Source organism: Stenotrophomonas sp. S49 (genome assembly GCF_016624905.1).
GTDB lineage: Bacteria > Pseudomonadota > Gammaproteobacteria > Xanthomonadales > Xanthomonadaceae > Stenotrophomonas.
In genome coordinates this window covers 1-26,155 of sequence record NZ_JACVUD010000044.1, presented here as the reverse complement: position 1 = coordinate 26,155, position 26,155 = coordinate 1, and the positions used below count along the sequence as shown (strand labels likewise).

The following is a 26,155-nucleotide window of genomic DNA, read 5'->3' as shown; positions in this document are numbered from 1 at the left end:
GCCCCGCTCAGTCGGCCAGGCCGCGCAGCAGATCGTTCACGCTGGTCTTGCTGCGGGTCTTGGCATCGACCTGCTTGACGATCACCGCGCAGTACAGCGAGTGGGTGCCATCTTTGCTGGGCAGCGAACCGGACACCACCACGCTGTACGGCGGAATGTAACCGTAGGTGATTTCACCGGTGGCGCGGTTGTAGATGCGGGTGCTCTGGCTGAGGAACACGCCCATGCCGATCACGCTGTGGTGGCCGACCACCACGCCTTCCACCACTTCCGAACGCGCACCGATGAAGCAGTGGTCTTCGATGATGGTCGGGCTGGCCTGCAGCGGTTCCAGCACGCCGCCGATGCCGGCGCCGCCGGACAGGTGGCAGTGCTGGCCGATCTGCGCGCAGGAGCCCACGGTGGCCCAGGTATCGACCATGGTGCCTTCGCCCACGTAGGCGCCGATGTTGGTGAAGCTCGGCATCAGCACCACGTCCTTGCCGAAGTAGGTGCCACGGCGGGCAATCGCACCGGGCACCACGCGCACGCCGGCGCGGCGGAACTTCGCTTCGTCATAACCGGCAAAGCGAGATTCCACCTTGTCCCAGAACGGCGCCGGGCGGGCATCGACCACGGCCATGTCGTTCACGCGGAAATACAGCAGCACGGCCTTCTTCAGCCATTCGTTGACCTTCCAGCCACCCTGCCCGTCGGGCTCGGCCACGCGGAATTCGCCCGTTTCCAGGCCATCGATCACGCGGTTCACCAGCGGCCGGGTCGAGCCTTCCAGCTCGTGCAGGGTCAGCGTGGCGCGGCGCTCGAAGGCGCTCTCGATGCCGAACTTCAGTTCTTCCACGCCCGGCACCTGCGGCTTGCGCAGCGACTTGCGGGCGATGGTTTCGGCGCGTGCAACTTCGGCGCTCTTGGACGGGGCCTTCTTCACCGCCGGCTTCTTTGCCGCCGGCGTCTTCACCGCCGCCTTCTTCGCCGGTGCAGCAGTTTTCCTGGCGGCCGTCGCGGCGGCAGCGGTTTTCTTCGGCGCTGCGCCCTTGGCGGTGGCGGCGGTCTTCTTGGCGGGCTTGGTTGCCATCAGGCGGTGTCTCCGGCGTTTCGATCAGGGTCCAGGCAGGCCAGCATCGCGTCATGCAGCTGCTGCCGGGCAGGTTCAGTCAGGGGGAGGTCGTGTTCGTCACTGATCACGAAGGTGTCTTCGGCGCGTTCGCCGAACGTGGCAATGCGTGCGTCATGCACACGCAGACCCTGGTTGCGCAGCACGAACGCCACGTCGGCCAGCAGGCCGGGGCGGTCGGGGGCAACCAGGGCGAAACGGGTGGCACCGGGTTCGTCGCGGAACTCGATGCGCGGGGCGAAACGGAAGTGGCGCAGCTGCCGCGGCACGGCCCGGCGCGAGGGCCGCAGGCGGGTCAGATCGCCGCCCAGCGCCTCGCGCAGCGCCACTTCCAGATTGGCGCTGCTGCCATCGGCAAAGCTGTCGGCCGGGCTCACTTCGAAGGTATCGAAGATGGTGTCCGACGGGCCGTCCAGTACGCGCGCGCGGTGGATGCCGTAGCCCTTGCGGTCCAGGGTCATCACGATGGCGGCGAATAGACCGTCGCGGTCGGGCGAGTGCACGAACACTTCCAGCGCGGGGTCATCGACGCTGATCCGGCGCACCTTCACCAGGGTGTGGCCCTGCTTGATCGGCACCAGTGCCGCCGCCTGCCAGGCCAGCTGTTCCGGGCGCAGGCGCATGAAGCCTTCATCGGGCATCACCGCGAACTGGCGGTCGATGGTGGCATCGTCGTAACCGCGCTCGCGCACCAGCGCGCGCACGCTGTCGCGCGCTTCGGCCACGCGTTCGGCGGCTGGCATCGGGTGCTCCAGGCCATCACGCAGTGCGCGCCGGGTGGCGAAGTAGAGATCGGCCAGCAGCCGGTCCTTCCACGCATTCCACAGCTTGGGGCTGGTGCCGGCAATGTCGGCGCAGGTCAGCAGGTACAGGTAATCCAGACGATCGCGGCTGCCGACCAGGGTGGCGAAGCGATGGATCACCACCGGATCGGCGATGTCCTGCTTCTGCGCGGTCACCGACATGCGCAGATGCTGTTCCACCAGCCAGGCCACCAGTTCGGTATCGCTGCCGCTCAGCGCATGGGCATGGCAGAACGCGCGCGCATCGACCGCACCCAGTTCGGAATGGTCGCCGCCGCGGCCCTTGGCGATGTCGTGGAACAGGCCCGCCAACAGCAGCAGTTCCGGCTTGCGCAGGCGCGGCCAGACTTCGTGGGCGATGGAAAAACGCTCGTCGGCGCGGCTGCTGGCAAACAGGCCGATGTTGCGCAGGACCATCAGCGTGTGCTGGTCGACGGTGTACACATGGAACAGGTCGAACTGCATGCGCCCGCTGACCTGGGCGAAGGCCGGAATCCACTGCCCCAGCACACCCAGCCGGGCCATGCGCGAAAGGGTTTCGACCGGCCGCTGGCCACGCAGCAGGGCCATGAACTGCTCGCGCGCATCGGCATCGGCCTGGTCGTAGGCCGGCAGCAGCGGCAGCGATTCGGCCAGCGCGCGCGCGGTCAATGAATGCAGGCCACGCACCTGCGGGTTGTTGGCCCACCCGGCAAACAGGGCGAACACCTGGCCGACATCACCGCACGGCCAGTCGGCGTCGTTGGCGGCCAGGTAGCCGCGGCGCAGGGAAAAACCAACGGTCAGCGGTTCCGGCTGTGCTTCGCCATCGAACTGTTCCTCGAAGCGCTGCAGCAGGCGGTCGCTGATACGCCGCACCACCGATGCGGCGCGGTAGAAGCCCTGCATCATCTTCTCGACGCCCAGGTTCTCGGCGTCGTCTTCGAAGCCCAGGCGCGCGGCCAGGGTCTTCTGGTAATCAAAGCGCAGGCGCTCTTCGGGGCGCCGTGCCACCAGGTGCAGGCCGAAGCGCAGGCGCGCCAGCACCGCACGTTCGCGCTTCAGCGCGGCGGCTTCATCGGCGCCCAGGTGGCCCAGACCCACCAGCGCTTCCAGATCGCGCACGCCGAACGCACGCAACGCCATCCAGCCCAGCGTGTTCAGATCGCGCAGGCCACCGGGGCCATCCTTCAGGTCCGGCTCCAGGTTGTCGGCGGTGTCGCCGAAGCGTTCGTGGCGGCCGCGCAGTTCGTCCAGCTTGGCCAGGAAGAAGGCCCGCGCCGGCCACAGCTCGCGGTCGTCCACGGCTGCACGCAGCGCGCGGCGCGCACCGTCGTCGGCCAAAATCGGGCGGGCCTCGATCAAGGCGGTCAGCACGGTCTGGTCGGCGGCCGCTTCGCGGCACTGTGCGGCCGAGCGCACGGCGTGGCTGACCGCCAGGCCACAATCCCACAACAGGGCGAACAGCCGCGACAACGCCGCTTCGTGCGCCATCTGCGCCGACGTTTCACCGAATACCAGCAGATCGATGTCTGAGCGCGGGAACAGTTCGCCGCGCCCGTAACCGCCCACCGCAAAGAGGGACAGGCCGCTGTCGGCCGGCAGGCAGCGCTGCCAGGCCAGGCGGATCAGGTGATCGGCCGCGCGCGCGCGCAGCGCGATCAGGCGTTCGATGTTGTCGCCCTGGTCGAAGCGCCGGTACAGCCGCGCATCGGCCTGCTGCAGCGCCTGCCGTGCGGCAGACGCCCATTCGGGATCGTCAAGCGAATCGGCCGGCGCGTCCAGCAGTGAACCCGCCGGCAGCATGGTCAGGAGACCTGCGATTCGCCAGGCGACAGGGTCAGCACGTCCACGCCGGTCTCGGTGACCGCGATCATGTGCTCCCACTGCGCCGACAGCTTGCGGTCCTTGGTCACCACGGTCCAGCCATCGGGCAGCACCTTGTTGTAGCGGGTGCCCTCGTTGATCATCGGCTCGATGGTGAAGGTCATGCCCGGCTGCAGCACCAGGCCCTGGCCCGGGCGGCCGTAATGCACCACCTGCGGTTCATCGTGGTAGACCTTGCCGATGCCATGGCCGCAGTACTCGCGCACCACGCTGAAACGCTCGCCTTCGGCATAGCTCTGGATGGCATGGCCGATATCGCCCAGGGTGGCACCCGGACGCACGGCGCGGATGCCGCGCCACATGGCTTCGTAGGTGGCTTCCACCAGGCGGCGGGCCATCACCGACGGCGTGCCGACGAAATACATGCGGCTGGTGTCGCCGTGCCAGCCATCCTTGATGACGGTCACGTCGATGTTGATGATGTCGCCGTCCTTCAGCACCTTCCCTTCGCTTGGGATGCCGTGGCAGATGACATTGTTGACCGAGGTGCACACGGTCTTGGGGAAGCCGCGGTAGCCGACGTTGGCCGGAGTGGCGCCCTGCACGTTCACGATGTGGTCGTGGCAGATGCGGTCCAGTTCCTCGGTGGTGACACCGGGCTTGACGTGGGGGGTGACGATGTCGAGCACTTCGCTGGCCAGGCGGCCGGCGATGCGCATCATCTCGATTTCCTGCGGGGTTTTCAGATTCACGCTCATGGCACCCATTATCGCCGATCCAGCTGCAATCTGAACGAACGCCGGCCAACTGAGGGTCAGGCCAATGCACGGTTCCGGCAAGGAATGTGAAAACGTGATGAGATTGGCCTTTTGCCACGCATTTTTCTCACGAAATACAGACACTTAGTGTCTTAACTCTGGGGACACTGACGTCAGCGCGGTGCCCCCGCACCGCCCTCGCCCTGTTCAACAGACCTTCGGGTCAGGGAGGTTGTCCATGCGATCCGCAGTCCGTTCCACCCTGCCGTGGGCCTTGGCCCTGCTGCTGGCCGGCCCCGCCGCCGCCGCCGATACCACCACCTTCAACGTGACCCTCATCGTCACCAAGGCCTGCACCATCACGGCCGCCGCCGCCACCAACGTGGACTTCGGCACCGCCGCGTCCACCACGGCCACGCCGACCAACGGCCAGGGCACGGTCACCGCCCAGTGCTCGGCCCTGACCCCGTACACCATCTCGCTGAACGCCGGCGCCAATGCCGGTACCGCCAACGACGTCACCACCCGGCGCATGAAGAACACTGACGCCACGGTGACGGCCAACAACTACGTGGGCTACCAGCTCTATCGCGATGCAGCGCACACCTTGGTCTGGGGTGCCACGTCCGGCACCAATACCCAGGCCGGCATCGGCACCGGCCTGGCCCAGCCGTACACGGTGTATGGCCAGATCGGCAACCTGAGCACCAACAACGCCTCCGCCGGTAACTACCTGGATACCGTCACCGCCACGATCACCTACTGACGGGTGGTGCCGATGAACCCGATCCGCCCGTGGTACGCCATCGGCGCGGCGCTGCTGCTCGCCCTTGCGCTGCTGGCGCCGGCCCGCGCCGCCACCAGCCTGCAGGTCGCCCCGACCACCCTGCAGCTGGATGCACGCCAGCGCGCCGGCGAACTCTGGCTGACCAACAGTGGCACCGCGCCGGTGAAACTGCAGGTGCGCGTGTTCCGCTGGGTGCAGCAGGACGGCCAGGAGCAGCTGCTGCCCACCGAAGACCTGCTGGCCACCCCGCCCATGCAGGAACTGGCCGCCGGCCAACAGCAGCTGGTGCGGGTGATGCGCCCGGACAACCTGCCGCCGGACGCGCCGCAGTACTTCCGCCTGATCGTGGACGAAGTACCGGACCTGGCCCGTCGTGCCAGCGGCATGCAGTTCGTCCTGCGCTATTCCATTCCGGTGTTCATCCAGCCGCCTTCGCCTGGCCGCCTGAAGCCGCAGCTGCAGGCAAGGCTGGTACGCCTGGACGACGGCCGCGACGGGGTGGAAGTGCGCAACAGCGGCACGGCCCATGCGCAGATCGCCGATCTTGCACTGGGCAGCGCCGACCGCCCGCGCATCGTGCACCCGGGCCTGCTGGGCTATGTGCTGCCCGGCCAGGTGATGCGCTGGCCGCTGGAACGCACGGCGATCGACCGCGACAACGACCAGATTTCGGCCAAGCTCAATGGCGCGCCCAAGCAGACGCCCCTGCCCGCCACACCGGCTCGCTGAGGCGCTGGTGAGCGCGCTGCTGGGCATGGCACTGCTACCAACAGCCGCCTCGGCGGCCTACGTCTCCGGTGTTGCCGCCGATGCCCTGCTGCCGCCACCCACGCCGCTTACGGCGCAACAGACCCTGTACCTGGCGGTGGTGCTGAACAGCACGCCGCGCGGCCTGCTGCCCTTCACCGAAACCGCCGGCCGTCTGCAGGCCAGCCCCGAGGTGCTGCGCCAGCTCGGCTTCAGCGCGCCCGGGCAGGCACCGGTCTTCCTGGACCAGATCAGCGGCGTGGTGGTGCGCTATGACGCCCAGCAGCAGACCCTGGCCCTGGACGTGCCGCTGGAACAGCTGACCCTGCCCACCACCGTGCTCAGCCGCCCGCAGGCGCGCCCCGAAGTGAGCGCGGCCGCGCCGGGCGTGCTGCTGAACTACGATCTGTATGGCAGCCACGTGGATGGGCGCGGCAACCTGACCTTGACCTCGGAAACCCGGGTCTTCGGCATTGGCCGCGGCACGTTCGAGAACACCGCGGTGACCCGCCGCTACCAGCGCAGCGAGGACCGCCGCTGGCACAGTGAAAGCGTGCGCCTGGACACCCGCTGGACCCTGGATTTCCCCGACCAGGCGCTCAGCCTGGAGGTAGGCGACTTCTACAGTGGCTTCGTTGACTGGTCCCGCCAGGTCCGCCTGGGCGGCCTGCAGATCGGCCGCAACTACGGCCTGCAGCCCTACCGCGTGCTTACCCCCACGCCATCGTTCCTGGGCCAGGCCGTGGTGCCTTCAACCGTCGAGCTGTATGTGGACGGCCTGCGCCAGTACAGCGGCCAGGTGCCGGTGGGGCCGTTCCAGCTGGCGGCACAGCCAGGCATCAGCGGCAACGGCAACGCCCAGGTGGTGCTGACCGATGCCTTCGGCCGCATGCAGACCCTGGATTTCAGCTTCTATGGCACCCAGCAGCTGCTGGCCAAGGGCCTGTCCGACTGGTCGCTGGGCATGGGCCGGCTGCGCGAGAGCTTCGGCGAGGCATCCTTCGCCTATGACGACCGCACCGTGGCCAGTGCCAGCTGGCGCGGCGGCTTGAGCGACCGTTTCACCGGCGAGGCGCATGCCGAGGGCGGCGGTGGCCTGGCCCAGGCCGGCCTGGGCGGCTGGTGGCAGATCGGCAGCGTGGGCGTGGTCAATGCCGCCTATGCACGCAGCCGCTACCAGGGCGTGCGCGGCGGCCAATGGGCCGTGGGCTACAGCTGGAACAACCGGCGCTTCAACCTGAACCTGCGCAGCGTGCGCAGCCACGGCGACTACCGCGACCTGGGCGCGCTGCAGGGCAGCCTGCCGCCCAGCATCAGCGAACAGGCCACCGCCGGCATCGACCTGGCCCAGCTTGGCACCCTGAGCGCCAGCTACCTGCGGCTGCGCTACCCCGACGGCGACGACAACCGCTACGCCAGCCTGTTCTGGTCGCGCAGCTGGAGCCCGCGCTGGTCGGCCTACCTGTCGCTGAACCAGAACCTGGACCGCAGCAACGACCGCAGCGTGTATCTGTCCCTGACCGCCACCCTGGGCAACAACCGCCAGGCCAGCCTGTCCACCCAGCGCAACGGCGGCGCACAGGCCTGGGTGGCCGACATCACCCAACCGGTGCCGGGCGACGGCAGCGCTGGCGGCATGGGCTGGCGCGCACAGCTGCGGCAGGGCGATGACGGCCTGGGCGGCCTGGCCGAGGTTGGCGTGCTCACCAACGTCGGCCGCTATGCGCTGGGCGCCTCGCGCCAGAGCGGGCTGAATTTCGCCTACGGCAGCGCCAGCGGCAGCGTGGTCTGGATGGATGGCCACAGCTTCGCCACCCGCGAGGTGGCCGACGCGTTTGCGGTGGTCAGCACCAATGGCGTGGGCGGGGTGCCGGTGCGGCTGGAAAACCGCCTGATCGGGGTGACCGACGACCGTGGCCTGCTGCTGGTCAGCCCGCTGCTGTCGTGGCAACGCAACCGGGTGTCCATCGATACGCTGGATCTGCCGCAGGACATGCGCGCCGACCGCATTGAGGACTGGGTGACGCCGCCACAGGGTGCCGGCACCGGGGTCACCTTCAACCTGCGCGCGCGCCCCTCCCTGCGGCTGACCCTGCAGGATGCGGCCGGGCAGCCGCTGGACGTGGGCAGCGAAGTGCAGCTGCCGGACGGGCGCCAGGCTACGGTGGGCTACGACGGCCTGCTGTACCTGGAAGACGTGGCCCCCGGCAGCGTGCTGCAGGTCACCACCAACGAGGGCGCGTGCAGCGTGCGGATACCCGATGCGCCCAACGTGCAGGCCGCCGGCGCCACGCCGCGCCCCACGCCGTTGCGCTGCCTGCCGGGCGCGGCGCCATGAAGGGGCTGCTGGCGCTGCTGCTGATGGCCGCCAGCCTGTGCCTGGCCGCACCGGCCTGGGCCACCGCCACCTGTACCGCCACGGCCAACCCCACCCTGCCCTTCAACAACGTCAACAGCGGCGCCGCCGCGCCCAGTACCGGCACCCTCAACATCACCGTGAACTGCACCACCGCCGCACTGAGCCTGCTGGCCACCACCGGGGTGCGGGTCTGCGTGGGCATCGGCGCCGGCAGTGGCGGCGGCACCCCGGCCAGCGGGCGCACCATGACCACCAGCAGCGGCGACAGCCTGAACTTCCAGATCTACAACAACGCCAGCTACAGCCAGGCCACCGGCCTGCTGCCCCGTGGCACGCCGCCGGCACAGGAACTGACCATGACCTACAACGTGCCCCTGCTGACCGGCGGCAGCGGCGCACAGACCACCCAGCTGTTCGCGCAGATACCGGCCAACCAGACCCTGGCATCGGGCAACTACAGCAGCAGCTTCAGTGGCGCCAACGTGGTGCTGACATGGGCCTGGAACGAAGTGCTGCTGGGCACCGCCACCGTGCCGGCCACCTGCAACGGCGGCGCCACCGGCACCAACAGTGCCAGCGCTGCGTTCAGCTTCACCGCTACCGCCACGGTGCTGCCGCAGTGCGGCAGCTATGTCACCACGGCCATGAATTTCGGCAACGTCACCGGCAGCATCGCCGCCAACATCGACCAGACCGCGCGGCTGACCCTGACCTGCCTGAAGAACACCGCCTACCAGGTCAGCCTGGACAACGGCCAGAACAACCCCACCGGCACCAGTACCCGGCGCATGCGCACCACCGTAGCCGGCAGCAACTACTATCTGGGCTACGAGCTGTACCGCGATGCCGGCCGCAGCCAGCGCTGGGGCAACACCCTCACCGTGGATACCGTGGGCGGGGTCGGCACCGGCGCGGCCCAGCAGCTGACCATCTACGGGCGGGTGCCACCGGTGGCGGGCCAGCCGCCGGCCGGTACCTACAGCGATGTGATCAACGTGACCATCACCTACTGATCGCCGCCCGATCCCCGCCCGGCCGGGCCATTTGCCCCGCGCCCCTGCATCTGGCTATAATTCTCCGGATGCCCTGCCGCCCCGTGCGCGGGACACCGTCCACACCGGACGTCACCGGTGAATCCACACCTGCTGCCCCCATCCGTGCCGGGGTGCTCCGCAAGGAGTTCGGCCACGGAGGCAACAGGGAAGCCCAACCCCGGAACCGATCGCGTTTCCACGCGTCCCGCACACTATTACCGCGGGCGGAAATGCAGGTTCCCCATCAGGAGTATTGCAATGCCCCAGGTCACCATGCGTCAGATGCTGGAAGCCGGCGTCCACTTCGGCCACCAGACCCGCTACTGGAACCCCAAGATGGCTCCGTACATCTTCGGCGCCCGCGGCAAGATCCACATCATCAACCTGGAAAAGACCGTCCCGCTGTTCAACGACGCGATGAACTTCATCTCGTCGGTGGCTCAGAAGCGCGGCACCGTCCTGTTCCTGGGCACCAAGCGCAGCGCCCGCGAAACCATCCGTGAAGAAGCCGAGCGTTGCGGCATGCCGTTCATGAACCAGCGTTGGCTGGGCGGCACCCTGACCAACTTCCGTACCGTCAAGCAGTCGGTTGCCCGCCTGAAGGAACTGGAAGCCGGTGAAACCGACGGCACCTTCGAGAAGCTGGTCAAGCACGAAGTGCTGGGCCTGCGTCGCGAGCGCGACAAGCTGGAAGCCTCGCTGGGCGGCATCAAGGACATGAACCGTCTGCCGGACGCCATCTTCGTGATCGACATCGGCCACGAAGACATCGCGATCAAGGAAGCCAAGAAGCTGGGCATCCCGGTCATCGCCGTGGTCGACACCAACTACAACCCGGAACTGGTGGACTACGCCATCCCGGGCAACGACGACGCCATCCGCGCTGTGCAGCTGTACGCCCGCGCCGCTGCTGACGCCGTGCTGGAAGGCAAGGCTGCTGCTCCGCACGCAGCTTCGGTGCGTGAAGAAGAGTTCGCCGACGCCGCTGCTGCCGAAGGCGAAGACAAGGCCGCCCGCCGCGCTCCGGCGAAGAAGGCTGCCAAGAAGGGCGACGACGCCCAGGCCTGATCCAGGCCCCGGGGTGTACGCCCGGCGTCCACCCTCCCTGCGCGCAGCCCTTGGCGCGTGACAGGACCGTGTCACACGGGCCGGCCACCATGCCGGCCCAACCCCTTTCTTTCGTGAGGAAATCCCGTGGAAATCACTGCTTCCCTGGTCAAGGAACTGCGCGAGCGCACCGGCGCCGGCATGATGGAATGCAAGAAGGCGCTGACCGAAGCCGGCGGCGACATCGACGCCGCTGCTGAAGCCCTGCGCAAGTCCGGCGCTGCCAAGGCCGACAAGAAGGCTGACCGCGTGGCTGCCGAAGGTCGTCTGGGCCTGGCCCAGGACGGCGGCAAGGCCGTGCTGGTCGAAGTCAACTCGGAAACCGACTTCGTCGCCAACGACATCAACTTCAAGAACTTCGTCGACTCCGTCGCCGCTGCCGCCCTGGCCGCTGGCGCCACCGACGTCGAAGCCGTGAAGGCTGCCAAGCTGGCCGACGGCCGCACCGTGGAAGAAGCCCGCGCCACCGCCGTGCAGACCCTGGGTGAAAACATCCAGATCCGCCGCATGGTGAAGGTCGACACCACCGGCAACATCGGCGCCTACGTGCACACCAACGGCAAGGTCGGCGTGCTGGTCGACCTGATCGGCGGCGACGTCGAGCTGGCCCGTGGCCTGGCCATGCACGTGGCTGCGCTGAAGCCGCCGCACAACAAGCCTGCCGACGTTCCGGCCGACTTCGTTGAGAAGGAAAAGGAAATCGAACTGGCGAAGATGTCCGAGAAGGACAAGTCCAAGCCGGCCGACATCCTGGAAAAGATCATCAGCGGCAAGATCAACAAGATCGTCAGCGAAGTGACCCTGTACGGCCAGACCTACGTGCTGGGCGAAACCACCGTCGAGCAGGTGGTCAAGGCCGCCGGCGCCGACGTGGCGGGCTTCCAGCTGCTGATCGTGGGCGAAGGCATCGAGAAGGTGGTGGAAGACTACGCCGCCGAAGTTGCCAAGGCCATGCAGGTCTGATTCCAGCCCACCGGCTGTGAGCTGACCAGAAGGAGCCGCGGGAAACCGCGGCTCTTTTTTTGTGCCTGCGGCACCTGTGAAGCCGTGGCTGCACAGCACAGGTGCGCACTCACGCGCCAGATACCTTTGCGTTGTTTGCGATTCAAGCCGATACTCGGCACAGGGGAATTCGCAGTCACATAGCAGGAACGAAAAACGCAAACTGTGATGCATTCCTAAGTATTCTTGTCCTAATGGAATTTGACGATCCGACATGCCTCCTGAGCTGACTGCTGCCCTGGCGCTGTGCCGCAACCTGCCCTCGCCCCCCGGTATTGCCCTGCGCATCATCGAACTGGCGCAGGACCCGGAAGCGGACATCGCCACCGCCGCCGACATCATCGCCATCGACATGGCGCTGAGTGCTCGCATGCTGCGCATTGCCAACTCGCCCCTGTACGCCAGCCGCCGCCGCATCGAGAACCTCGGCCAGGCGCTGACCATGCTGGGGCTGAACGCCACCATCAGCCTGGCGCTGGGCTTCACCGTCACCCAGGGCCTGACCGCCGGCGGCGGCGCCGACCACGACCTGCGCCAGCGCGCGTGGAAGCGAAGCATCCTCAGCGCCCTGGCCGCCAGCCAGCTGGGCCAGGCCCGCGGCCTGCGCCGGCTGGAAGAGCTGATGCTGGCTGGGCTGCTGCAGGACATGGGCGTGCTGTGCCTGGCCCAGGCCGAATCCGAACGCTACCTGCCGCTGCTGCGCGAAGCGCAGGACAACCCCGACCTGGTCGCACGCGAGCGCCAGGCACTGGGCTGCAGCCATGCCGACGTGGGCGCGTGGGTGGCCGAGGAATGGGGCCTGCCGCGCTACCTGGTGGACAGCATCCGCCACAGCGAAGATGCCGAAGCGGCAAGCACCCCGTTCCAGGCCTGCGTGCAGCTGTCCGGTGCGGTGGCCGATATCTGGCTGGACAGTGATGCCGACGCCGCGCGCGAACGCGCCCTGCACCAGGTGCATGACCAGCTGCAGCTGGACAGCGCCCGCTTCGACCAGGTGCTGGCGCGCATCAGCGACGCCCTGCCCGACATCGCCAGCCTGTTTGAAACCGGCCTGAGCTCGCCGCAGCGCGTGCGCGAACTGATCGACCACGCACAGGAACTGACCACGCTGCGCAACCTGCGCGAGATGCAGGATGCCGAGCAGGCGCGCCGCCGCGCCGACGAGTTCGAGGCCCGGGCCAAGCGGCTGGCCGACCAGGCCCACCGCGACGCGCTGACCGGCGTGCTCAACCGCCGCCAGCTGGAAGCCGTGCTCGAGCAGGAATTCCTGCGCGCCGGGCGCCACGGCTGGCCGCTGTCGGTGGCCTTCATCGACCTGGATGACTTCAAGAAGATCAACGACGCCCACGGCCACCTGACCGGCGACGAAGTGCTGCGTGCCTTCGCCGCCAAGCTGCAGGGCCAGCTGCGCAACAGCGACACGGTCGCCCGTTTCGGCGGCGAGGAGTTCGTGGCCCTGCTGCCCAACACCAGCGAAGCGATGGCCCTGGACGTGATCCGCCGGGTGCTGGCGAACATCGTGACCACCCCGATGACCGAAGCCGAAAGCGGGCCCCTGTTCGTGACCTTCTCCGCCGGCGTGGCCACGCAGGGCGGCTACGAGCGCTTTGCCACCGTGCAGGACCTGCTGCGCGCGGCCGATGACGTGCTGTACCGCTCCAAGAACCTGGGCCGCAACCGGGTCATCGCCCGCTCGCCCGGCGAACTGGGGCATGATGAGCTGTCGGCGACTGCAGGCCTCGAGCTTGGCTGAATGGATCCCCTGGCCCGGGCCGGGGGATCACGCCAAATCGCGCCGCAGCGCACAAAACGCTTTGGCCGCGCGCTGCATGCGCGTAGAATCGCCCGCGATTTCCACGCACCCGAGGTCCTCATGTCCAAGCTCGCCTATCGCCGCATCCTTCTGAAACTGTCCGGGGAGGCGCTGATGGGAGATGAGGACTACGGCATCGACCCGAAGATCATCAACCGCCTGGCCCGTGAAGTGATCGAGGCCCAGCAGGCCGGTGCCGAAGTGGCCCTGGTGATCGGCGGCGGCAACATCTTCCGTGGCGCCGGCCTGGCCGCAGGCGGCATGGACCGGGTCACCGGTGACCAGATGGGCATGCTGGCCACGGTCATCAACGCCCTGGCCATGCAGGACGCGCTGGAAAAGCTGGGCGCCAAGGCCCGCGTGATGAGCGCCATCAAGATCAACGATGTGTGCGAGGACTACATCCGCCGCCGCGCCATCCGCCACCTGGAAAAGGGCCGTCTGGTGATCTTCGCCGCCGGCGTCGGCAGCCCGTTCTTCACCACCGATTCGGGTGCCGCCCTGCGCGCCATCGAAATCGGCGCCGACCTGCTGCTGAAGGCAACCAAGGTCGATGGCGTGTACGACAAGGACCCGAACAAGTACAGCGACGCGGTGCGCTTTGACAGCCTGAGCTACGACGAAGTGATCCGTCGCGGGCTGGAAGTGATGGATACCGCCGCCTTCGCCCTGGCCCGCGACAGCGACCTGCCGATGCGCGTGTTCGACATGGGCCAGCCGGGCGAACTGCTGAAGATCCTCAACGGCGCCAACATCGGCACCCTGGTGCAGGGCCGCGACCCGGCCTGAGCCTGAGCGGCAACCGGGCCCCGGGCCGATCCAGGCCCGGCAGCGTCCCGTATTCGCCTATAATCGCCCGATTCCAGTTACATCCAGGACCCGGGCGATGCTCAACGACATCAAGAACAACGCGCAGACGCGCATGGCCAAGAGCATCGACGCTCTGAAGCACACCCTCACCTCCATCCGCACCGGCCGCGCCACGCCGGCCCTGCTGGACCGCGTGACGGTCAATGCCTACGGCAATGCCAGCACCCCGCTGAACCAGGTCGCGTCCATTTCCAATGCCGACGCCCACTCCCTGCTGGTCACGCCCTTCGACAAGAGCATGATCAAGGAGATCGAGAAGGGCCTGTACAACGCCGAGTTCACCCCGAACACCCTGGGCACCGCGATCCGCATCAACATGCCGCCGCCGACCGAAGAGCGTCGCAAGGAATTGGCCAAGCAGGTGCAGAAGGAAGGCGAAGGCGCCAAGATCGCCATCCGCAACATCCGCCAGGATGCGAACAAGGAAATCGCCAAGCTGGTCAAGGACAAGGCGATCAGCGAAGACGAAAAGAAGCGCGGCGAAGACGACATCCAGAAGCTGACCGACAGCAACATCAAGGATGTCGACAAAGTCGTGGCCGACAAGGAAAAGGAACTGCTGTCGGTCTGAAGTCGATGCCTTCAGTCCCGCCACCTCTGCCGGCCGCCCTGCCCCGCCACGTTGCCATCATCATGGATGGCAACGGGCGCTGGGCACAGCAGCGCCGTCGTCCGCGCGTCATCGGCCACCGCGCCGGCGCCCGCGCGGTCAACCGCACCATCGAGCGCTGCCTTGAACTGGGCATTCCGGCGCTGACCCTGTTCGCGTTTTCCAGCGAGAACTGGGGCCGGCCGCAGGACGAGGTCGATGCCCTGATGAAGCTCTTCCTCGGCGCGCTCGATCGCGAAGTGGACGAGCTGCATCGGCGCGGCGTGCGCGTGCGCTTCATCGGCGAACGCGAGCGCTTCGGCGCCGGCCTGGTCAGCCGCATGCAGCTGGCCGAACAGCGCACCGCCGACAACACCACCCTGACCCTGTCCATCGCCGCCAGCTATGGCGGGCGCCAGGACATCGCCCGTGCCGCCCGCGCACTGGCGGTGGAAGTGGCCGCCGGCCGCCTGTTGCCCGAGCAGATCGACGAATCGCTGCTGGGCCGCCAGGTCGCCCTGGCCGACCTGCCGCCGCCGGATCTGTTCATCCGTACCGGTGGCGATACCCGGATCAGCAATTTCCTGCTGTGGCAGCTGGCGTATACCGAGCTGTGGTTCACCGAAGCGCTGTGGCCGGATTTCGACGCCGCCCTGCTGCAACAGGCGCTGGACGCCTATGCCAGCCGTGAGCGCCGCTTCGGCCTGACCAGCGCCCAGATCGCCGCCATGGCCACCGAGACGTCCAACCCATGACCAAGACCCGAGTCCTCGCCGCGCTGATCATGGCGCCGGTCGCCATCGCCGCGATCCTGCTGCTGCCCACGCAGTGGCTGGCCGCTGCTGCGGCCGCTGTATTCCTTGTTGGCCTTTGGGAATGGCTGAAGCTGGCCGACGTGGAAGACACCCTGGCCCGTACCGTGCTGCTGGTGCTGAACCTGCTGCTGATGGTGCTGCTGGTCTGGGCCGATGCAGGCAGCCTGGTGCTGTACCAGATCGCCACGCTGGTGGGCGTGGGCTGGTGGCTGTGCGCCCTGCTGTGGCTGCGCTTCTACCAGTTCGGCGCGCAGCCGGGCAGCCCGGCCCGCATCCTGAAGCTGCTGGCCGGCACCCTGGCCATCGTGCCGTCGTGGGCGGCGCTGGTACTCATCCACGCCGGTGGCGATGTCGATACCACGCGCAGCGGCAACGGCCACCTGTGGCTGTTCGCCGCGCTGGCCCTGGTCTGGGCCGCCGATTCCGGCGCGTACTTCGCCGGCCGCCGCTTCGGCAAGCACAAGCTGGCCCCGCGCATCAGCCCCAACAAGACCTGGGAAGGCCTGCTGGGCGGGCTGGTGGCCGGCGTGGCCGTGGCCGTCGGCCTGGGCCTGCTGGCCGGGGTCGACACCGCGCACCTGCCGGGCCTGCTGGTCACCGCCGTGGTGGCCGTGTTCGCCTCGGTGCTGGGCGATCTGTATGAAAGCCTGATCAAGCGCCACGCCGGTGCCAAGGATTCGGGCCACCTCATTCCGGGCCACGGCGGCGTGCTGGACCGCATCGACGGCGTGCTGGCCGCCCTGCCGGTGTTCGCGCTGGGCAAGGAAATCTTCGGGTTCTGACCATGGACGTTGCTGCACACCCCCGCCGGGTCGCCGTGTTCGGCGCCACCGGTTCCATCGGCGCCTCCACGCTGGACGTGATCGCCCGCCATCCGCAGCAGTACCAGGCCACCGTGCTGGCCGCCGGCCGCCAGGTAGAGGCGCTGCTGGCGCTGTGCCGGGTGCATCGCCCGGCGCACGCGGTCATTGCCGATGAGACCCTGTTCGCGCCGCTGCGCGACGGCCTGCGCGAGGCCGGCCTGGCCACCGAAGCGCACGCTGGTGCGGCTGCTCTGGACCAGCTGGCCGCCAGCGACGCCTGCGACACCGTGGTGGCCGCCATTGTCGGCGCCGCCGGGCTGTCCTCGACCCTGGCCGCCGCCGCTGCGGGCAAGCGCATCCTGCTGGCCAACAAGGAATCGCTGGTGCTGGCCGGAGAACTGCTGACCCGCACCGCCGACCAGGCCGGCGCCGAAATCATCCCCATCGACAGCGAACACAGCGCCATCTTCCAGTGCCTGCGCTCGCGCGATGCCAGCCTGGACGGCGCCGGTGTGCGCCGCATCCTGTTGACCGCCTCGGGCGGCCCGTTCCGTGGCCGCAGCCGCGCCGAGCTGGCCCAGGTCACCCCGGCCCAGGCCGTGGCGCACCCGAAGTGGTCGATGGGCCCAAAGATCTCGGTCGATTCGGCCACCTTGATGAACAAGGGCCTGGAAGTGATCGAGGCCCACCACCTGTTCGCCGTACCGGGCGAGCGCATCGAGGTGCTGGTACACCCCCAGAGCCTGGTGCATTCGCTGGTCGAATTTGTCGACGGCTCCACCCTGGCCCAGCTGGGCCTGCCGGACATGCGCACCACCCTGGCGGTGGGCCTGGGCTGGCCGCAGCGCATCGAATCGGGCGTGGGCGGGCTGGATCTGCTGGCCCAGGGCCGGCTGGATTTCGAGGCCCCGGATACCGAGGCCTTCCCCTGCCTGGCCCTGGCCTGGCAGGCCATGCAGGCCGGCGGCACCGCCCCGGCAGTGCTGAACGCCGCCAACGAAGAGGCGGTTTCAGCGTTTCTTCAGGGCCGGATCGGTTTCCTGACCATTCCGGCGCTGGTTGCTAACGCTCTTTCAACACTGCCCAGCGAGCCAGCCGATACACTGGAGGGCCTGTTGTCCGCCGACCAGCGGGCACGCCACCTGACCCTGAACGCCATCGCCGCCGCCTGAACGCCTCGACGAACCGAATGACGCTTCCGAACCTGTCCGCCACTGTGAGCCTGCATGACTGACTTCATCGGATCGGTCTGGTGGATGATTGTCAGCCTGGGGCTGCTGGTCACCTTCCACGAGTTCGGCCACTACTGGGTGGGCCGGATGTGCGGGGTGAAGGTGCTGCGCTTCTCGGTCGGCTTCGGGCGGCCGCTGTGGTCGCGCCGCGACAAGCACGGCACCGAATTCGCCATCGCCGCCCTGCCACTGGGCGGCTATGTGAAGTTCCTGGACGAGCGCGAGGTGGAAGTACACCCGCACGAGCGCGGCCAGGCCTTCAACCACAAGACCGTGTGGCAGCGCATCGCCATCGTCGCCGCCGGCCCCGCCGCCAACCTGCTGCTGTGCATCCTGCTGCTGTGGGCGATGTTCGTGATCGGCAAGCAGGACTATTCGGCCACCCTGGGCCGCGCCACCGGCATGGCCGCCAGCGCCGGCCTGGTCAGCGGCGACCGCCTGCTGCGCGTGGATGACCGCAGCGTTGTCACCCTGGGCGAGGCCAGCATGGCGCTGACCGCCGCCGCGATGGACCGCCGCGACGTGACGCTGGAGGTGGTCGACCTGGCCGACCAGGTACAGACCCGCACCCTGCCGCTGTCGCAGCTGCCAGCCGGTTTCGACGAACGCCGCGTGCCGCTGCTGGCCGGCCTGCACTGGCAGGCGTGGATGCAGCCGGCGCTGGTGGACAGCCTGACCGCCGATTCGGCCGTGGCCGGGCAGCTGCAGGCCGGCGACCTGATCGTGGCCATCGACGGCCAGCGCATCGACAGCGCAGAACAGGTCAGCCCCGAAATCCAGGCACTGGGCCGCCATGGCGGCCCGGGCATGATTGAAGTCCTGCGCGGCGGCGAGCGCCTGGCGCTGGAAGTCACCCCGCGCCAGGGCAAGGACGGCAAGGGCCAGCCGCAGTGGCAGATCGGCGTGGGCTTCGCCAGCACCTACAGCCCGCCCTACGACACCCTGATGCGCTACGGCCCGCTGGATGCGGTCACGGCCGCGGTGCGCGAGACCGGCCGCCTGGGCGCCGATTCGCTGGCCATGATGGCCCGCATCGTCACCGGCAAGGCCTCGCTGCAGAACGTTTCCGGGCCGGTCACCATAGCCCGCGTGGCCAACATCTCGGCCAAGCGCGGCTTCGACTGGTTCCTGCAGTTCCTGGCGCTGCTGTCGCTCAGCCTGTGCATCATCAACCTGCTGCCCATTCCCATCTTGGACGGCGGGCACCTGCTGTATTACCTTATTGAGTTGGTCAAGGGCAGCCCGCTGAGCGAGCGTGCCATCGCCGCCGGACAGTACATCGGTCTGGCGCTGCTGGCCGGGCTGATGGGACTGGCGTTCTACAACGACATCCTCGGCCTGGTCCCGCGATGAACTTTTCCACGTTGTTGCCGTCTACAGCGTCGGCATCCCGCACCAATGAAATCGACCTTCCTACCGGACGTGACATGACGCGACTCCCCAATCGCCGCCTGCTGGCCCTCGCCCTCGCCGCCGTCACCGGCGCCCCCGTGCTGGCCCAGGCTGCCGAGCCCTTCACTGTCAGCGACATCCGCGTCGACGGCCTGCAGCGCATCAGCTCGGGCACGGTGTTCACCTACCTGCCGGTGGAACGCGGCGAGACGGTGACCGACAGCAAGATCGGCGACACCATCCGCGCCCTGTACAAGACCGGCTTCTTCGAAGACGTGCAGCTGGACCGCCAGGGCAGCATCCTGGTGGTGACCGTGAAGGAACGCCCGGCGATCAACAAGCTGACCGTCACCGGCAACAAGGACATCAAGAGCGACCAGCTGTTGAAGGGCCTGTCCGACATCGGCCTGACCGAAGGCGGCACCTTCGACCGCCTGAGCCTGGACCGCGTGACCCAGGAACTTCGTCGCCAGTACAACGACCGCGGCAAGTACAACGTGGAAATCACCCCGACGGTGAGCCCGCTGGACCGCAACCGCGTGGACATCGCCATCGCCATCAAGGAAGGCAAGGCGGCCAAGATCCGCCACGTCAACCTGGTCGGCACCGAAAAGTACGATGCCCGCGACATCCTGGAAATCTGGGAGTCGAAGGAGCACAACTGGGCTTCGTGGTACCGCCGCGATGACCAGTACTCCAAGGAAAAGCTGTCCGGCGACCTGGAAAAGCTCAATTCCTGGTACCTGGACCGTGGCTACGTCGATTTCAGCATCGACTCCACCCAGGTCTCGATCAGCCCGGACAAGCGCGACATGTTCGTGACGGCCGGCGTGACCGAGGGCAACCAGTACAAGATCTCCGACATCAAGGTCAGCGGCGACACCATCCTGCCGCAGGAAGATGTCGAGCGCATGGTCGTGCAGAAGGCCGGCGATACGTTCTCGCGCGCCCTGCTGGAGTTCAGCTCCGACTCGATCACCAACTCGCTGTCCAACATCGGCTACGCGTTCGCCAAGGTGAACCCGATCCCGACCACCAACCGCGCCGAGCAGACCGTGGCGGTGAACATGCAGGTCGTGCCGGGCCCGCGCGTGTCGGTGCGCCGCATCATCTTCAAGGGCAACACCCGCACCTCCGACGAAGTGATGCGTCGCGAAATGCGCCAGTTCGAGAACACCTGGTATTCGCAGGCCGCCATCGACCGTTCCAAGATCCGCCTGCAGCGCCTGGGCTACTTTGAATCGGTGGACGTGGAAACCCCGGCGGTCAGCGGCAGCAACGACCAGGTGGACGTGGTCTACAACGTGAAGGAAACCACGTCGGGCAGCTTCGTGTTCGGCCTGGGTTATTCGCAGTCCTACGGCATGACCACTTCGGTGCAGCTGTCGCAGAACAACTTCCTGGGCGGCGGCAACCGCGTGTCGGTGGAGGCTTCGCGCAGCAGCTACCTGCAGCGTTACGGCTTCAGCTACACCAACCCGTACTTCACCGATGACGGCGTGTCGCTGGGCTACAACCTGTCCTGGCGTGAACTGGACTACTCCGACTTCAACACCGCGCAGTACAACAGCACCAACGGTGCCGCGCAGGTGGTGTTCGGCGTGCCGCTCACCGAGACCGACACCGTCTCGCTGATGTTCGGCATCGACAGCAACCAGATCACCACCTACCCGGGTACCACGCCGCAGTCGATCGTTGACTACATCAACGTGATGGGCAGCAAGACCTTCCATGCCTGGCGCACGGAACTGGGCTGGGCGCGCGACTCGCGCAACGACTACTTCATGCCGACCCGCGGTACCTACCAGCGCGTGGGCCTGGAAACCACCCTGCCCGGCTCGACCGTCGAGTACTTCAAGCTGAACTACCAGATCAGCAAGTACTGGCCGATCATCCCGTCGCTGGTCATCAACACCCGCGCCGAAATCGGCTACGGCGACAGCTACGGCAAGGACAAGACCGCGCTGGTGCCGGACCTCGAGGGCAACCTGCGCGAAGTGACCGCCTCGGGCCTGCCGTTCTACGAGAACTTCTACGCCGGTGGTACCAACTCGGTGCGCGGCTTCGAAGACAACACCCTGGGCCCGCGCGAAGTCACCCAGAGCTACCCCAACGGCCAGCCGCTGGGTGGTTCGCTGAAGACCGTCGGTTCGGTCGAAGCCTACTTCCCGCGCCTGTTCGACAGCCCGTCGGCCCGCGTGTCGGCCTTCGTCGACTTCGGCAACGTCTACAACGGCGTGGACAACTTCAAGGCCAACGAGCTGCGCGTGTCCACCGGTGTGGCCCTGCTGTGGCGCGCCCCGGTCGGCCCGATCTCGATCAGCTACGCGTTCCCGCTGAAGAAGGAAGACGGCGACGAGATCGAGCGTCTGCAGTTCACCTTCGGCGGGCAGTTCTGACGAACCGCTGGGTGGTTCGCCAGAACTGCCCCCGCATTCCACCTATCCCCCGCGCCGTGGGCGCGCCCCCCTTGACAAAGGGGGGGCTCTCCACCAGACGGGTTACGAAGCGCCGGGCTCTGCCCGGCGTTTTCGCTTGTGGAGACAACGCGCACGTGGCAAGCGAGCTGCTTTTGATTTTTTCTGTCTTTCCGTGGCTGGCACTCGCACCAGACTGTCGGAGGTCGGACGGGTGGGACCGGCGGGGGTGTGAGCCGCATGGATGCGGCGACCAAGGCTACATGGACGTACTTGCGCCGTCCCCCGCTGGCCCCACCCGTCCGACCCTGCCACGGAGCCTTGTGCGACAGCCCACGAGGGGCCCTGCCGTTGGCCGCAGAACAGCCCCGCATGACCGGATTGGCGTCACACGGTAAACTCCCGCCGTGAATACTCCTACCTACACCGCCCAGCAACTCGCCGACCAGTTCGGCCTGCAAGTCCATGGCGACCCCGCCACTGCCATCCATGGCGTGGCCACCCTCGCCCATGCCGGTGCCGGCCAGCTGACCTTCCTTGCCAACCCGCGCTACCGCGCCCAGCTGGCCGACAGCCACGCCTCGCTGGTCGTGCTGCGCGCCGACGATGCCGAGGCCGCCCCCGGCGCGGCACTGATCGCCAAGGATCCCTACACCACCTTCGCCAAGATCGCCGCGCTGTTCGACAGCGCGCCGCTGCGCGAGCCCGGCATCCACCCCAGCGCGGTCATCGACCCGCAGGCGCAGGTGGCTGCCAGCGCCCACATCGGCCCGTTCGTCACCATCGGCGCACGCAGCGTGGTGGGCGAGAACTGCATCGTCGGCGCCGGCAGCATCATCGGCGAAGACTGCAGCCTGGACAGCGGCTGTGAACTGATCGCCCGCGTCACCCTGGTCACCCGGGTGAAGCTGGGCAAGCGCGTGCGCATCCACCCCGGCGCCGTGCTGGGCGCCGATGGCTTCGGCCTGGCCATGGACGCCGGCAAGTGGATCAAGGTGCCGCAGCTGGGCGGCGTGAGTATCGGCGATGACTGCGAGATCGGCGCCAATACCTGCGTCGACCGTGGCGCGCTGGAAGACACCGTGCTGGCCGAAGACGTGCGCCTGGACAACCTGGTGCAGATCGCCCACAACGTGCAGATCGGCGCGCACTCGGCCATCGCCGGCTGCACCGGCATTGCCGGCAGCGCCAAGATCGGCCGCTACTGCCTGCTCGGCGGCGCCGTCGGCGTGGTCGGCCACCTGGAAATCTGCGACAAGGTCGTGATCACCGGCAAATCGGTGGTCCGCAACTCCATTACCGAACCGGGCGAGTACTCGTCCGGCACCCCCCTCACCGACAACCGCACGTGGCGCAAGAACGCCGCGCGCTTCAAGCAGCTTGATGCACTGGCCCGCCGCATCCTGTCTGTAAGCAAGGAGAAAGAATGAGCCAGACCCAGACCCTGCCGGACATGACGCAGATCCAGGCCCTGCTGCCGCACCGCTACCCGTTCCTGCTGGTGGACAAGGTGCTGTCGATCGACTACGAAAAGCGCACCATCGTGGCGACCAAGAACGTCAGCATCAACGAGCCGTTCTTCCAGGGCCACTTCCCCAACCAGCCGATCATGCCGGGCGTGCTGATCATCGAAGCCATGGCCCAGGCCGGCGGCGTGCTGACCCAGCTCACCCTGGGCCGCGATTCGCAGTCCAAGCTGTTCTACATGGTGAAGGTGGACAAGGCCCGCTTCACCAAGCAGGTGGTGCCGGGCGACGTGCTGGAAATGCACGTGGAAATCAAGCGCGTGATCCGCAACATGGCCGTGTACGACTGCGTGGCCAAGGTCGATGGCGAAGTGGTCGCCTGCGCCGAGGTGCTGTGCGCCGGCACCCGCGAATAACCCAGGCCGGAGGAGCTAGATGAGCATCAACGCCCCCCTGATTCATCCCACCGCCGTTATCGATCCCTCGGCGCGCCTGGCCGACGATGTGCGCGTGGGTGCGTTCACCCTCATCGGCGCCGATGTCGAAATCGGCGCCGGCACCGAGATCGGTCCGCACTGCAGCGTGCATGGCCCGACCCGGATCGGCCGCGACAACCGTTTCATCGGCCACGTGGCCGTGGGCGGCGAACCGCAGGACAAGAAGTTCAGCGGCGAACGCACCGAACTGGTGATCGGCGACCGCAACGTGTTCCGCGAGTTCGTGACCCTGAACCGTGGCACCGGCGGCGGCGGTGGCATCACCACCATCGGCAACGACAACTGGATGCTGGCCTACACGCACGTGGCGCATGACTGCCACGTCGGCAATTTCTGCGTGTTTTCCAACAACACCACCCTGGCCGGCCACGTGACCGTGGGCGACTACGTGATCATCAGCGGCTTCGCCGGTGCGCACCAGTTCTGCCGTATCGGCGCGCATGCGTTCCTGGGCATGGGTGCGCTGACCAATGGCGATGTACCGCCGTTCACCATGGTCGGCACCGATTCGCTGGGCCGCCCGCGCGGCATCAACAGCGAAGGCCTGAAGCGCCGCGGCTTCGATGCTGGCCGCATCACCGCCATCAAGCGTGCCTACCGCACGCTGTACGTGGCAGGCCTGCCGCTGGCCGAGGCCAAGCAGCAGCTGGCCGAACAGGCACAGGGCAGCGACGACGTGAAGGCCATGCTGGACTTCATCGAGCATGCCGAGAGGCCCCTGCTGCGATGAGCAGCACGACCGGCCAGGCGCCGGCCGGCGCCGACGTGATCCCGCTGGCCTCGATGGCCGGCAGCGTGCCTGCACAGCGGGTGCTCAGCGAGCGCCCGTTGCGCATCGCGCTGGTAGCCGGTGAGGCCTCCGGCGACCTGCTCGGTGCCGGTCTGGTGCGCGAGCTGAAGGCACGCTTCCCGCATGCCGAATTCGCCGGCATCGGCGGCGATGCCATGCGCAACGCCGGCTGCCAGACCTGGCACGACGCCAGCGAACTGGCAGTGATGGGCCTGACCGAAGTGCTGCGCCACCTGCCGCGCCTGCTGAAGCTGCGTTCGGCGTTCCGCCAGCGTGCGCTGGAATGGCAGCCGGACGTGTTCATCGGCATCGACGCGCCTGACTTCAACCTGGGCATCGAGCGCTGGCTGAAGCAGCGTGGCGTGCCCACCGTGCATTACGTCAGCCCCTCGGTCTGGGCCTGGCGCGAGAAGCGTGCCGAGAAGATCGGCAGCAGCGCCGACCTGGTGCTGTGCCTGTTCCCGATGGAACCGCCCATCTATGCGCGGCATGGCATCGACGCACGCTTCGTCGGCCACCCGATGGCCGACGACATCCCGCTGCACGGTGATCGCGATGCGGCACGTGCAGAGCTGGGCCTGCCGGCCTCGGCCAAGGTGCTGGCGGTTCTGCCGGGCAGCCGCCTGGGCGAGATCTCGCGCCTGGGCGAACCGTTCTTCGAAGCCGCCTGGCAGGTCTCCGAACGCATTCCGGGCCTGCACGTGGTGGTACCCGCCGCCAATGCCGCCTGCCGCCGCCTGATTGAAGAACAGTTGTCCCGCTCGGCGCTGCCGGTGGCCTATTCGCATGTGCTGGATGGCCAGGCACGGGCGGCGATGATCGCCGCCGATGTGGTGGTGCTAGCCTCGGGCACGGCCACCCTGGAAGCGATGCTGGTGAAACGGCCGATGGTGGTCGGTTACCGGGTGAACGAACTGACCTATCGCCTGGTGAAGGCGCTGGGCCTGATCAAGGTGGATCGATTCGCCCTGCCCAACATCCTGGCCGGGCAGGACCTGGCACCGGAGCTGATGCAGCACGACTGCACGCCCGACGCGCTGGCGGCGGCCGTGCAGCAGTGGTTCGACCACCCGCAGCGGGTGGCCGACCTGCAGGGCACCTATGCGCGCCTGCATGAACGCCTGCGCCGCAATGCCTCGGCCCGTGCGGCCGACGCGGTGGGTGAGCTGCTGCTGCGCACGCTGGAAGCCGCATGAGCCGCCGCGCGGCCGCTGCGGCCAGTCTGGCGCTGTTCGACGGGACGGCCGTGGTCGAGCCCGAACGCCTGGTGGCCGGCGTGGACGAGGCCGGCCGCGGCCCCTTGGCCGGCCCGGTGGCGGTGGCGGCGGTGGTGTTCGACCCGTCGCGCCCGCGCATCAACGGCCTGGACGATTCCAAGCAGTTGACCGCCGCCCGCCGCGACCAGCTGTACGACCGCATCATGGAACGGGCACTGGCCTGGAACGTGGTGCTGGTGGATGTGCAGGCCATCGACCGGCTGAACATCTACCAGGCCACCCTTCAGGGCATGCGCGATGTGGTGGCCGCGGTGGCCCACGTGGCCGGCTTCGCCCGCATCGATGGCAACGTCGTGCCCAAGGGCCTGGTACTGCCGGCGCAGGCGCTGGTGGGCGGCGATGGCATCGACCGCGCCATCATGGCCGCTTCGATCCTGGCCAAGGTCTCGCGCGACCGTTACATGCAGGATCTGCACGTGCGCCATCCTGAATATGGCTTCGACCAGCACAAGGGCTACGGCACCCCGGCGCACCTGGCCGCGCTGCGGGCGCACGGTCCCTGCGCCGAGCACCGGCGCAGTTTCGCCCCGGTGCGTGACTGCCTGGCACCCGCGCCGCCGGCCAGCGCCGCGATTGCCTGAACCGCAGCCGCCGGGCATGGTCCGGCGCTACCCCGTCAGCCTGCACCGCCCCCGGTAGCGGGGGGGGGGGGGGCGGCGGGGGGGCCCGCAGGCCGGGCC

Annotated in this window: 22 protein-coding genes; 19 read left to right on the top strand and 3 right to left on the bottom strand. The window is 67.8% G+C overall.

Translation table 11 applies throughout. The features are described 5' to 3' along the window. Positions 1 to 7 precede the first annotated feature (7 nt). The 3 genes from dapD to map are packed head-to-tail and all read right to left on the bottom strand — an operon-like array spanning position 8 to position 4,478. Positions 8 to 1,072 carry a 2,3,4,5-tetrahydropyridine-2,6-dicarboxylate N-succinyltransferase gene (gene dapD / locus IAE58_RS11190; RefSeq protein WP_199933380.1) on the bottom strand — a complete coding sequence of 355 codons (1,065 nt, stop codon included), beginning with the start codon at positions 1,070 to 1,072 and terminating at the stop codon, positions 8 to 10. Beyond that, positions 1,072 to 3,699 carry a [protein-PII] uridylyltransferase gene (locus tag IAE58_RS11185; protein ID WP_199933379.1) on the bottom strand — a complete coding sequence of 876 codons (2,628 nt, stop codon included), beginning with the start codon at positions 3,697 to 3,699 and terminating at the stop codon, positions 1,072 to 1,074. Before IAE58_RS11185 ends, dapD begins: the two co-directional genes overlap by 1 nt. Positions 3,700 to 3,701: 2 nt before the next feature. Next, positions 3,702 to 4,478 (bottom strand): type I methionyl aminopeptidase, encoded by a 777-nt coding sequence (map, locus tag IAE58_RS11180; protein ID WP_108751509.1) that lies wholly within the window; start codon positions 4,476 to 4,478, stop codon positions 3,702 to 3,704. Between the two features lie 238 nt (positions 4,479 to 4,716). Between map and IAE58_RS11175 the strand changes: the two genes are divergently transcribed. The 19 genes from IAE58_RS11175 to IAE58_RS11085 all read left to right on the top strand — a co-directional run bounded on the left by IAE58_RS11175 (position 4,717) and on the right by IAE58_RS11085 (position 26,056). Further along, a complete protein-coding gene (locus tag IAE58_RS11175) occupies positions 4,717 to 5,244 on the top strand; it encodes a spore coat U domain-containing protein (protein ID WP_199933378.1) in 528 nt (175 codons plus the stop codon). A gap of 12 nt (positions 5,245 to 5,256) precedes the next feature. Continuing rightward, the gene (locus IAE58_RS11170) at positions 5,257 to 5,994 is read left to right on the top strand and encodes a molecular chaperone (protein ID WP_199933377.1); all 738 of its coding nucleotides are present in this window, start codon (positions 5,257 to 5,259) and stop codon (positions 5,992 to 5,994) included. A 25-nt stretch (positions 5,995 to 6,019) separates the two neighbouring features. Further along, positions 6,020 to 8,350 carry a fimbria/pilus outer membrane usher protein gene (locus IAE58_RS11165; RefSeq protein ID WP_199933391.1) on the top strand — a complete coding sequence of 777 codons (2,331 nt, stop codon included), beginning with the start codon at positions 6,020 to 6,022 and terminating at the stop codon, positions 8,348 to 8,350. Continuing rightward, entirely contained in the window at positions 8,347 to 9,384 is a 1,038-nt protein-coding gene (locus IAE58_RS11160; RefSeq protein WP_199933376.1) for a spore coat U domain-containing protein, read from the top strand. Before IAE58_RS11165 ends, IAE58_RS11160 begins: the two co-directional genes overlap by 4 nt. A gap of 279 nt (positions 9,385 to 9,663) precedes the next feature. Beyond that, positions 9,664 to 10,473 (top strand): 30S ribosomal protein S2, encoded by an 810-nt coding sequence (gene rpsB, locus IAE58_RS11155; protein WP_108749069.1) that lies wholly within the window; start codon positions 9,664 to 9,666, stop codon positions 10,471 to 10,473. Positions 10,474 to 10,599: 126 nt separating this feature from the next. Then, positions 10,600 to 11,475 (top strand): translation elongation factor Ts, encoded by an 876-nt coding sequence (tsf, locus tag IAE58_RS11150; RefSeq protein ID WP_108761602.1) that lies wholly within the window; start codon positions 10,600 to 10,602, stop codon positions 11,473 to 11,475. A 253-nt stretch (positions 11,476 to 11,728) separates the two neighbouring features. Continuing rightward, positions 11,729 to 13,267, top strand: coding sequence for a GGDEF domain-containing protein (locus IAE58_RS11145; RefSeq protein ID WP_199933375.1), 1,539 nt, complete (start codon positions 11,729 to 11,731; stop codon positions 13,265 to 13,267). A gap of 120 nt (positions 13,268 to 13,387) precedes the next feature. Next, positions 13,388 to 14,116, top strand: coding sequence for a UMP kinase (pyrH, locus tag IAE58_RS11140; RefSeq protein ID WP_108749066.1), 729 nt, complete (start codon positions 13,388 to 13,390; stop codon positions 14,114 to 14,116). A 97-nt stretch (positions 14,117 to 14,213) separates the two neighbouring features. Further along, on the top strand, positions 14,214 to 14,768 hold the full coding sequence (gene frr, locus IAE58_RS11135) for a ribosome recycling factor (protein ID WP_108749065.1): 555 nt from the start codon (positions 14,214 to 14,216) through the stop codon (positions 14,766 to 14,768). A 5-nt stretch (positions 14,769 to 14,773) separates the two neighbouring features. Further along, positions 14,774 to 15,541, top strand: coding sequence for a polyprenyl diphosphate synthase (uppS, locus tag IAE58_RS11130; protein WP_108752593.1), 768 nt, complete (start codon positions 14,774 to 14,776; stop codon positions 15,539 to 15,541). Then, positions 15,538 to 16,383, top strand: coding sequence for a phosphatidate cytidylyltransferase (locus tag IAE58_RS11125; RefSeq protein WP_108771377.1), 846 nt, complete (start codon positions 15,538 to 15,540; stop codon positions 16,381 to 16,383). The genes uppS and IAE58_RS11125 overlap by 4 nt, the downstream gene beginning before the upstream one ends. A gap of 2 nt (positions 16,384 to 16,385) precedes the next feature. Further along, positions 16,386 to 17,576 carry a 1-deoxy-D-xylulose-5-phosphate reductoisomerase gene (gene dxr, locus IAE58_RS11120; protein ID WP_108752591.1) on the top strand — a complete coding sequence of 397 codons (1,191 nt, stop codon included), beginning with the start codon at positions 16,386 to 16,388 and terminating at the stop codon, positions 17,574 to 17,576. Between the two features lie 54 nt (positions 17,577 to 17,630). Beyond that, a complete protein-coding gene (gene rseP, locus IAE58_RS11115) occupies positions 17,631 to 18,989 on the top strand; it encodes an RIP metalloprotease RseP (protein ID WP_199933374.1) in 1,359 nt (452 codons plus the stop codon). 74 nt (positions 18,990 to 19,063) lie between these two features. Then, entirely contained in the window at positions 19,064 to 21,427 is a 2,364-nt protein-coding gene (gene bamA / locus IAE58_RS11110) for an outer membrane protein assembly factor BamA (RefSeq protein ID WP_199933373.1), read from the top strand. A gap of 425 nt (positions 21,428 to 21,852) precedes the next feature. Then, entirely contained in the window at positions 21,853 to 22,875 is a 1,023-nt protein-coding gene (gene lpxD / locus IAE58_RS11105) for a UDP-3-O-(3-hydroxymyristoyl)glucosamine N-acyltransferase (RefSeq protein ID WP_199933372.1), read from the top strand. After that, a complete protein-coding gene (gene fabZ, locus IAE58_RS11100) occupies positions 22,872 to 23,327 on the top strand; it encodes a 3-hydroxyacyl-ACP dehydratase FabZ (RefSeq protein ID WP_108749058.1) in 456 nt (151 codons plus the stop codon). The genes lpxD and fabZ overlap by 4 nt, the downstream gene beginning before the upstream one ends. A 19-nt stretch (positions 23,328 to 23,346) precedes the next feature. Next, complete coding sequence (lpxA, locus tag IAE58_RS11095; protein WP_199933371.1) at positions 23,347 to 24,138, top strand: acyl-ACP--UDP-N-acetylglucosamine O-acyltransferase; 792 nt, start codon at positions 23,347 to 23,349, stop codon at positions 24,136 to 24,138. Then, the gene (lpxB, locus tag IAE58_RS11090) at positions 24,135 to 25,394 is read left to right on the top strand and encodes a lipid-A-disaccharide synthase (RefSeq protein WP_108752586.1); all 1,260 of its coding nucleotides are present in this window, start codon (positions 24,135 to 24,137) and stop codon (positions 25,392 to 25,394) included. The genes lpxA and lpxB overlap by 4 nt, the downstream gene beginning before the upstream one ends. Next, the gene (locus tag IAE58_RS11085) at positions 25,391 to 26,056 is read left to right on the top strand and encodes a ribonuclease HII (RefSeq protein ID WP_199933370.1); all 666 of its coding nucleotides are present in this window, start codon (positions 25,391 to 25,393) and stop codon (positions 26,054 to 26,056) included. The genes lpxB and IAE58_RS11085 overlap by 4 nt, the downstream gene beginning before the upstream one ends. Positions 26,057 to 26,155: the final 99 nt, after the last annotated feature.

Bases quoted from the DNA above. Each gene is read 5' to 3' on its own strand.
- map (WP_108751509.1), bottom strand. From the start codon at position 4,478: ATGAGCGTGAATCTGAAAACCCCGCAGGAAATCGAGATGATGCGCATC.
- IAE58_RS11125 (WP_108771377.1), top strand. From the start codon at position 15,538: ATGACCAAGACCCGAGTCCTCGCCGCGCTGATCATGGCGCCGGTCGCC.
- uppS (WP_108752593.1), top strand. From the start codon at position 14,774: ATGCCTTCAGTCCCGCCACCTCTGCCGGCCGCCCTGCCCCGCCACGTT.
- IAE58_RS11165 (WP_199933391.1), top strand. From the start codon at position 6,020: ATGGCACTGCTACCAACAGCCGCCTCGGCGGCCTACGTCTCCGGTGTT.
- lpxB (WP_108752586.1), top strand. From the start codon at position 24,135: ATGAGCAGCACGACCGGCCAGGCGCCGGCCGGCGCCGACGTGATCCCG.
- rpsB (WP_108749069.1), top strand. From the start codon at position 9,664: ATGCCCCAGGTCACCATGCGTCAGATGCTGGAAGCCGGCGTCCACTTC.
- dxr (WP_108752591.1), top strand. From the start codon at position 16,386: ATGGACGTTGCTGCACACCCCCGCCGGGTCGCCGTGTTCGGCGCCACC.
- frr (WP_108749065.1), top strand. From the start codon at position 14,214: ATGCTCAACGACATCAAGAACAACGCGCAGACGCGCATGGCCAAGAGC.
- fabZ (WP_108749058.1), top strand. From the start codon at position 22,872: ATGAGCCAGACCCAGACCCTGCCGGACATGACGCAGATCCAGGCCCTG.
- bamA (WP_199933373.1), top strand. From the start codon at position 19,064: ATGACGCGACTCCCCAATCGCCGCCTGCTGGCCCTCGCCCTCGCCGCC.
- IAE58_RS11175 (WP_199933378.1), top strand. From the start codon at position 4,717: ATGCGATCCGCAGTCCGTTCCACCCTGCCGTGGGCCTTGGCCCTGCTG.
- IAE58_RS11145 (WP_199933375.1), top strand. From the start codon at position 11,729: ATGCCTCCTGAGCTGACTGCTGCCCTGGCGCTGTGCCGCAACCTGCCC.
- pyrH (WP_108749066.1), top strand. From the start codon at position 13,388: ATGTCCAAGCTCGCCTATCGCCGCATCCTTCTGAAACTGTCCGGGGAG.
- dapD (WP_199933380.1), bottom strand. From the start codon at position 1,072: ATGGCAACCAAGCCCGCCAAGAAGACCGCCGCCACCGCCAAGGGCGCA.
- IAE58_RS11160 (WP_199933376.1), top strand. From the start codon at position 8,347: ATGAAGGGGCTGCTGGCGCTGCTGCTGATGGCCGCCAGCCTGTGCCTG.
- IAE58_RS11085 (WP_199933370.1), top strand. From the start codon at position 25,391: ATGAGCCGCCGCGCGGCCGCTGCGGCCAGTCTGGCGCTGTTCGACGGG.
- IAE58_RS11185 (WP_199933379.1), bottom strand. From the start codon at position 3,699: ATGCTGCCGGCGGGTTCACTGCTGGACGCGCCGGCCGATTCGCTTGAC.
- lpxA (WP_199933371.1), top strand. From the start codon at position 23,347: ATGAGCATCAACGCCCCCCTGATTCATCCCACCGCCGTTATCGATCCC.
- IAE58_RS11170 (WP_199933377.1), top strand. From the start codon at position 5,257: ATGAACCCGATCCGCCCGTGGTACGCCATCGGCGCGGCGCTGCTGCTC.
- rseP (WP_199933374.1), top strand. From the start codon at position 17,631: ATGACTGACTTCATCGGATCGGTCTGGTGGATGATTGTCAGCCTGGGG.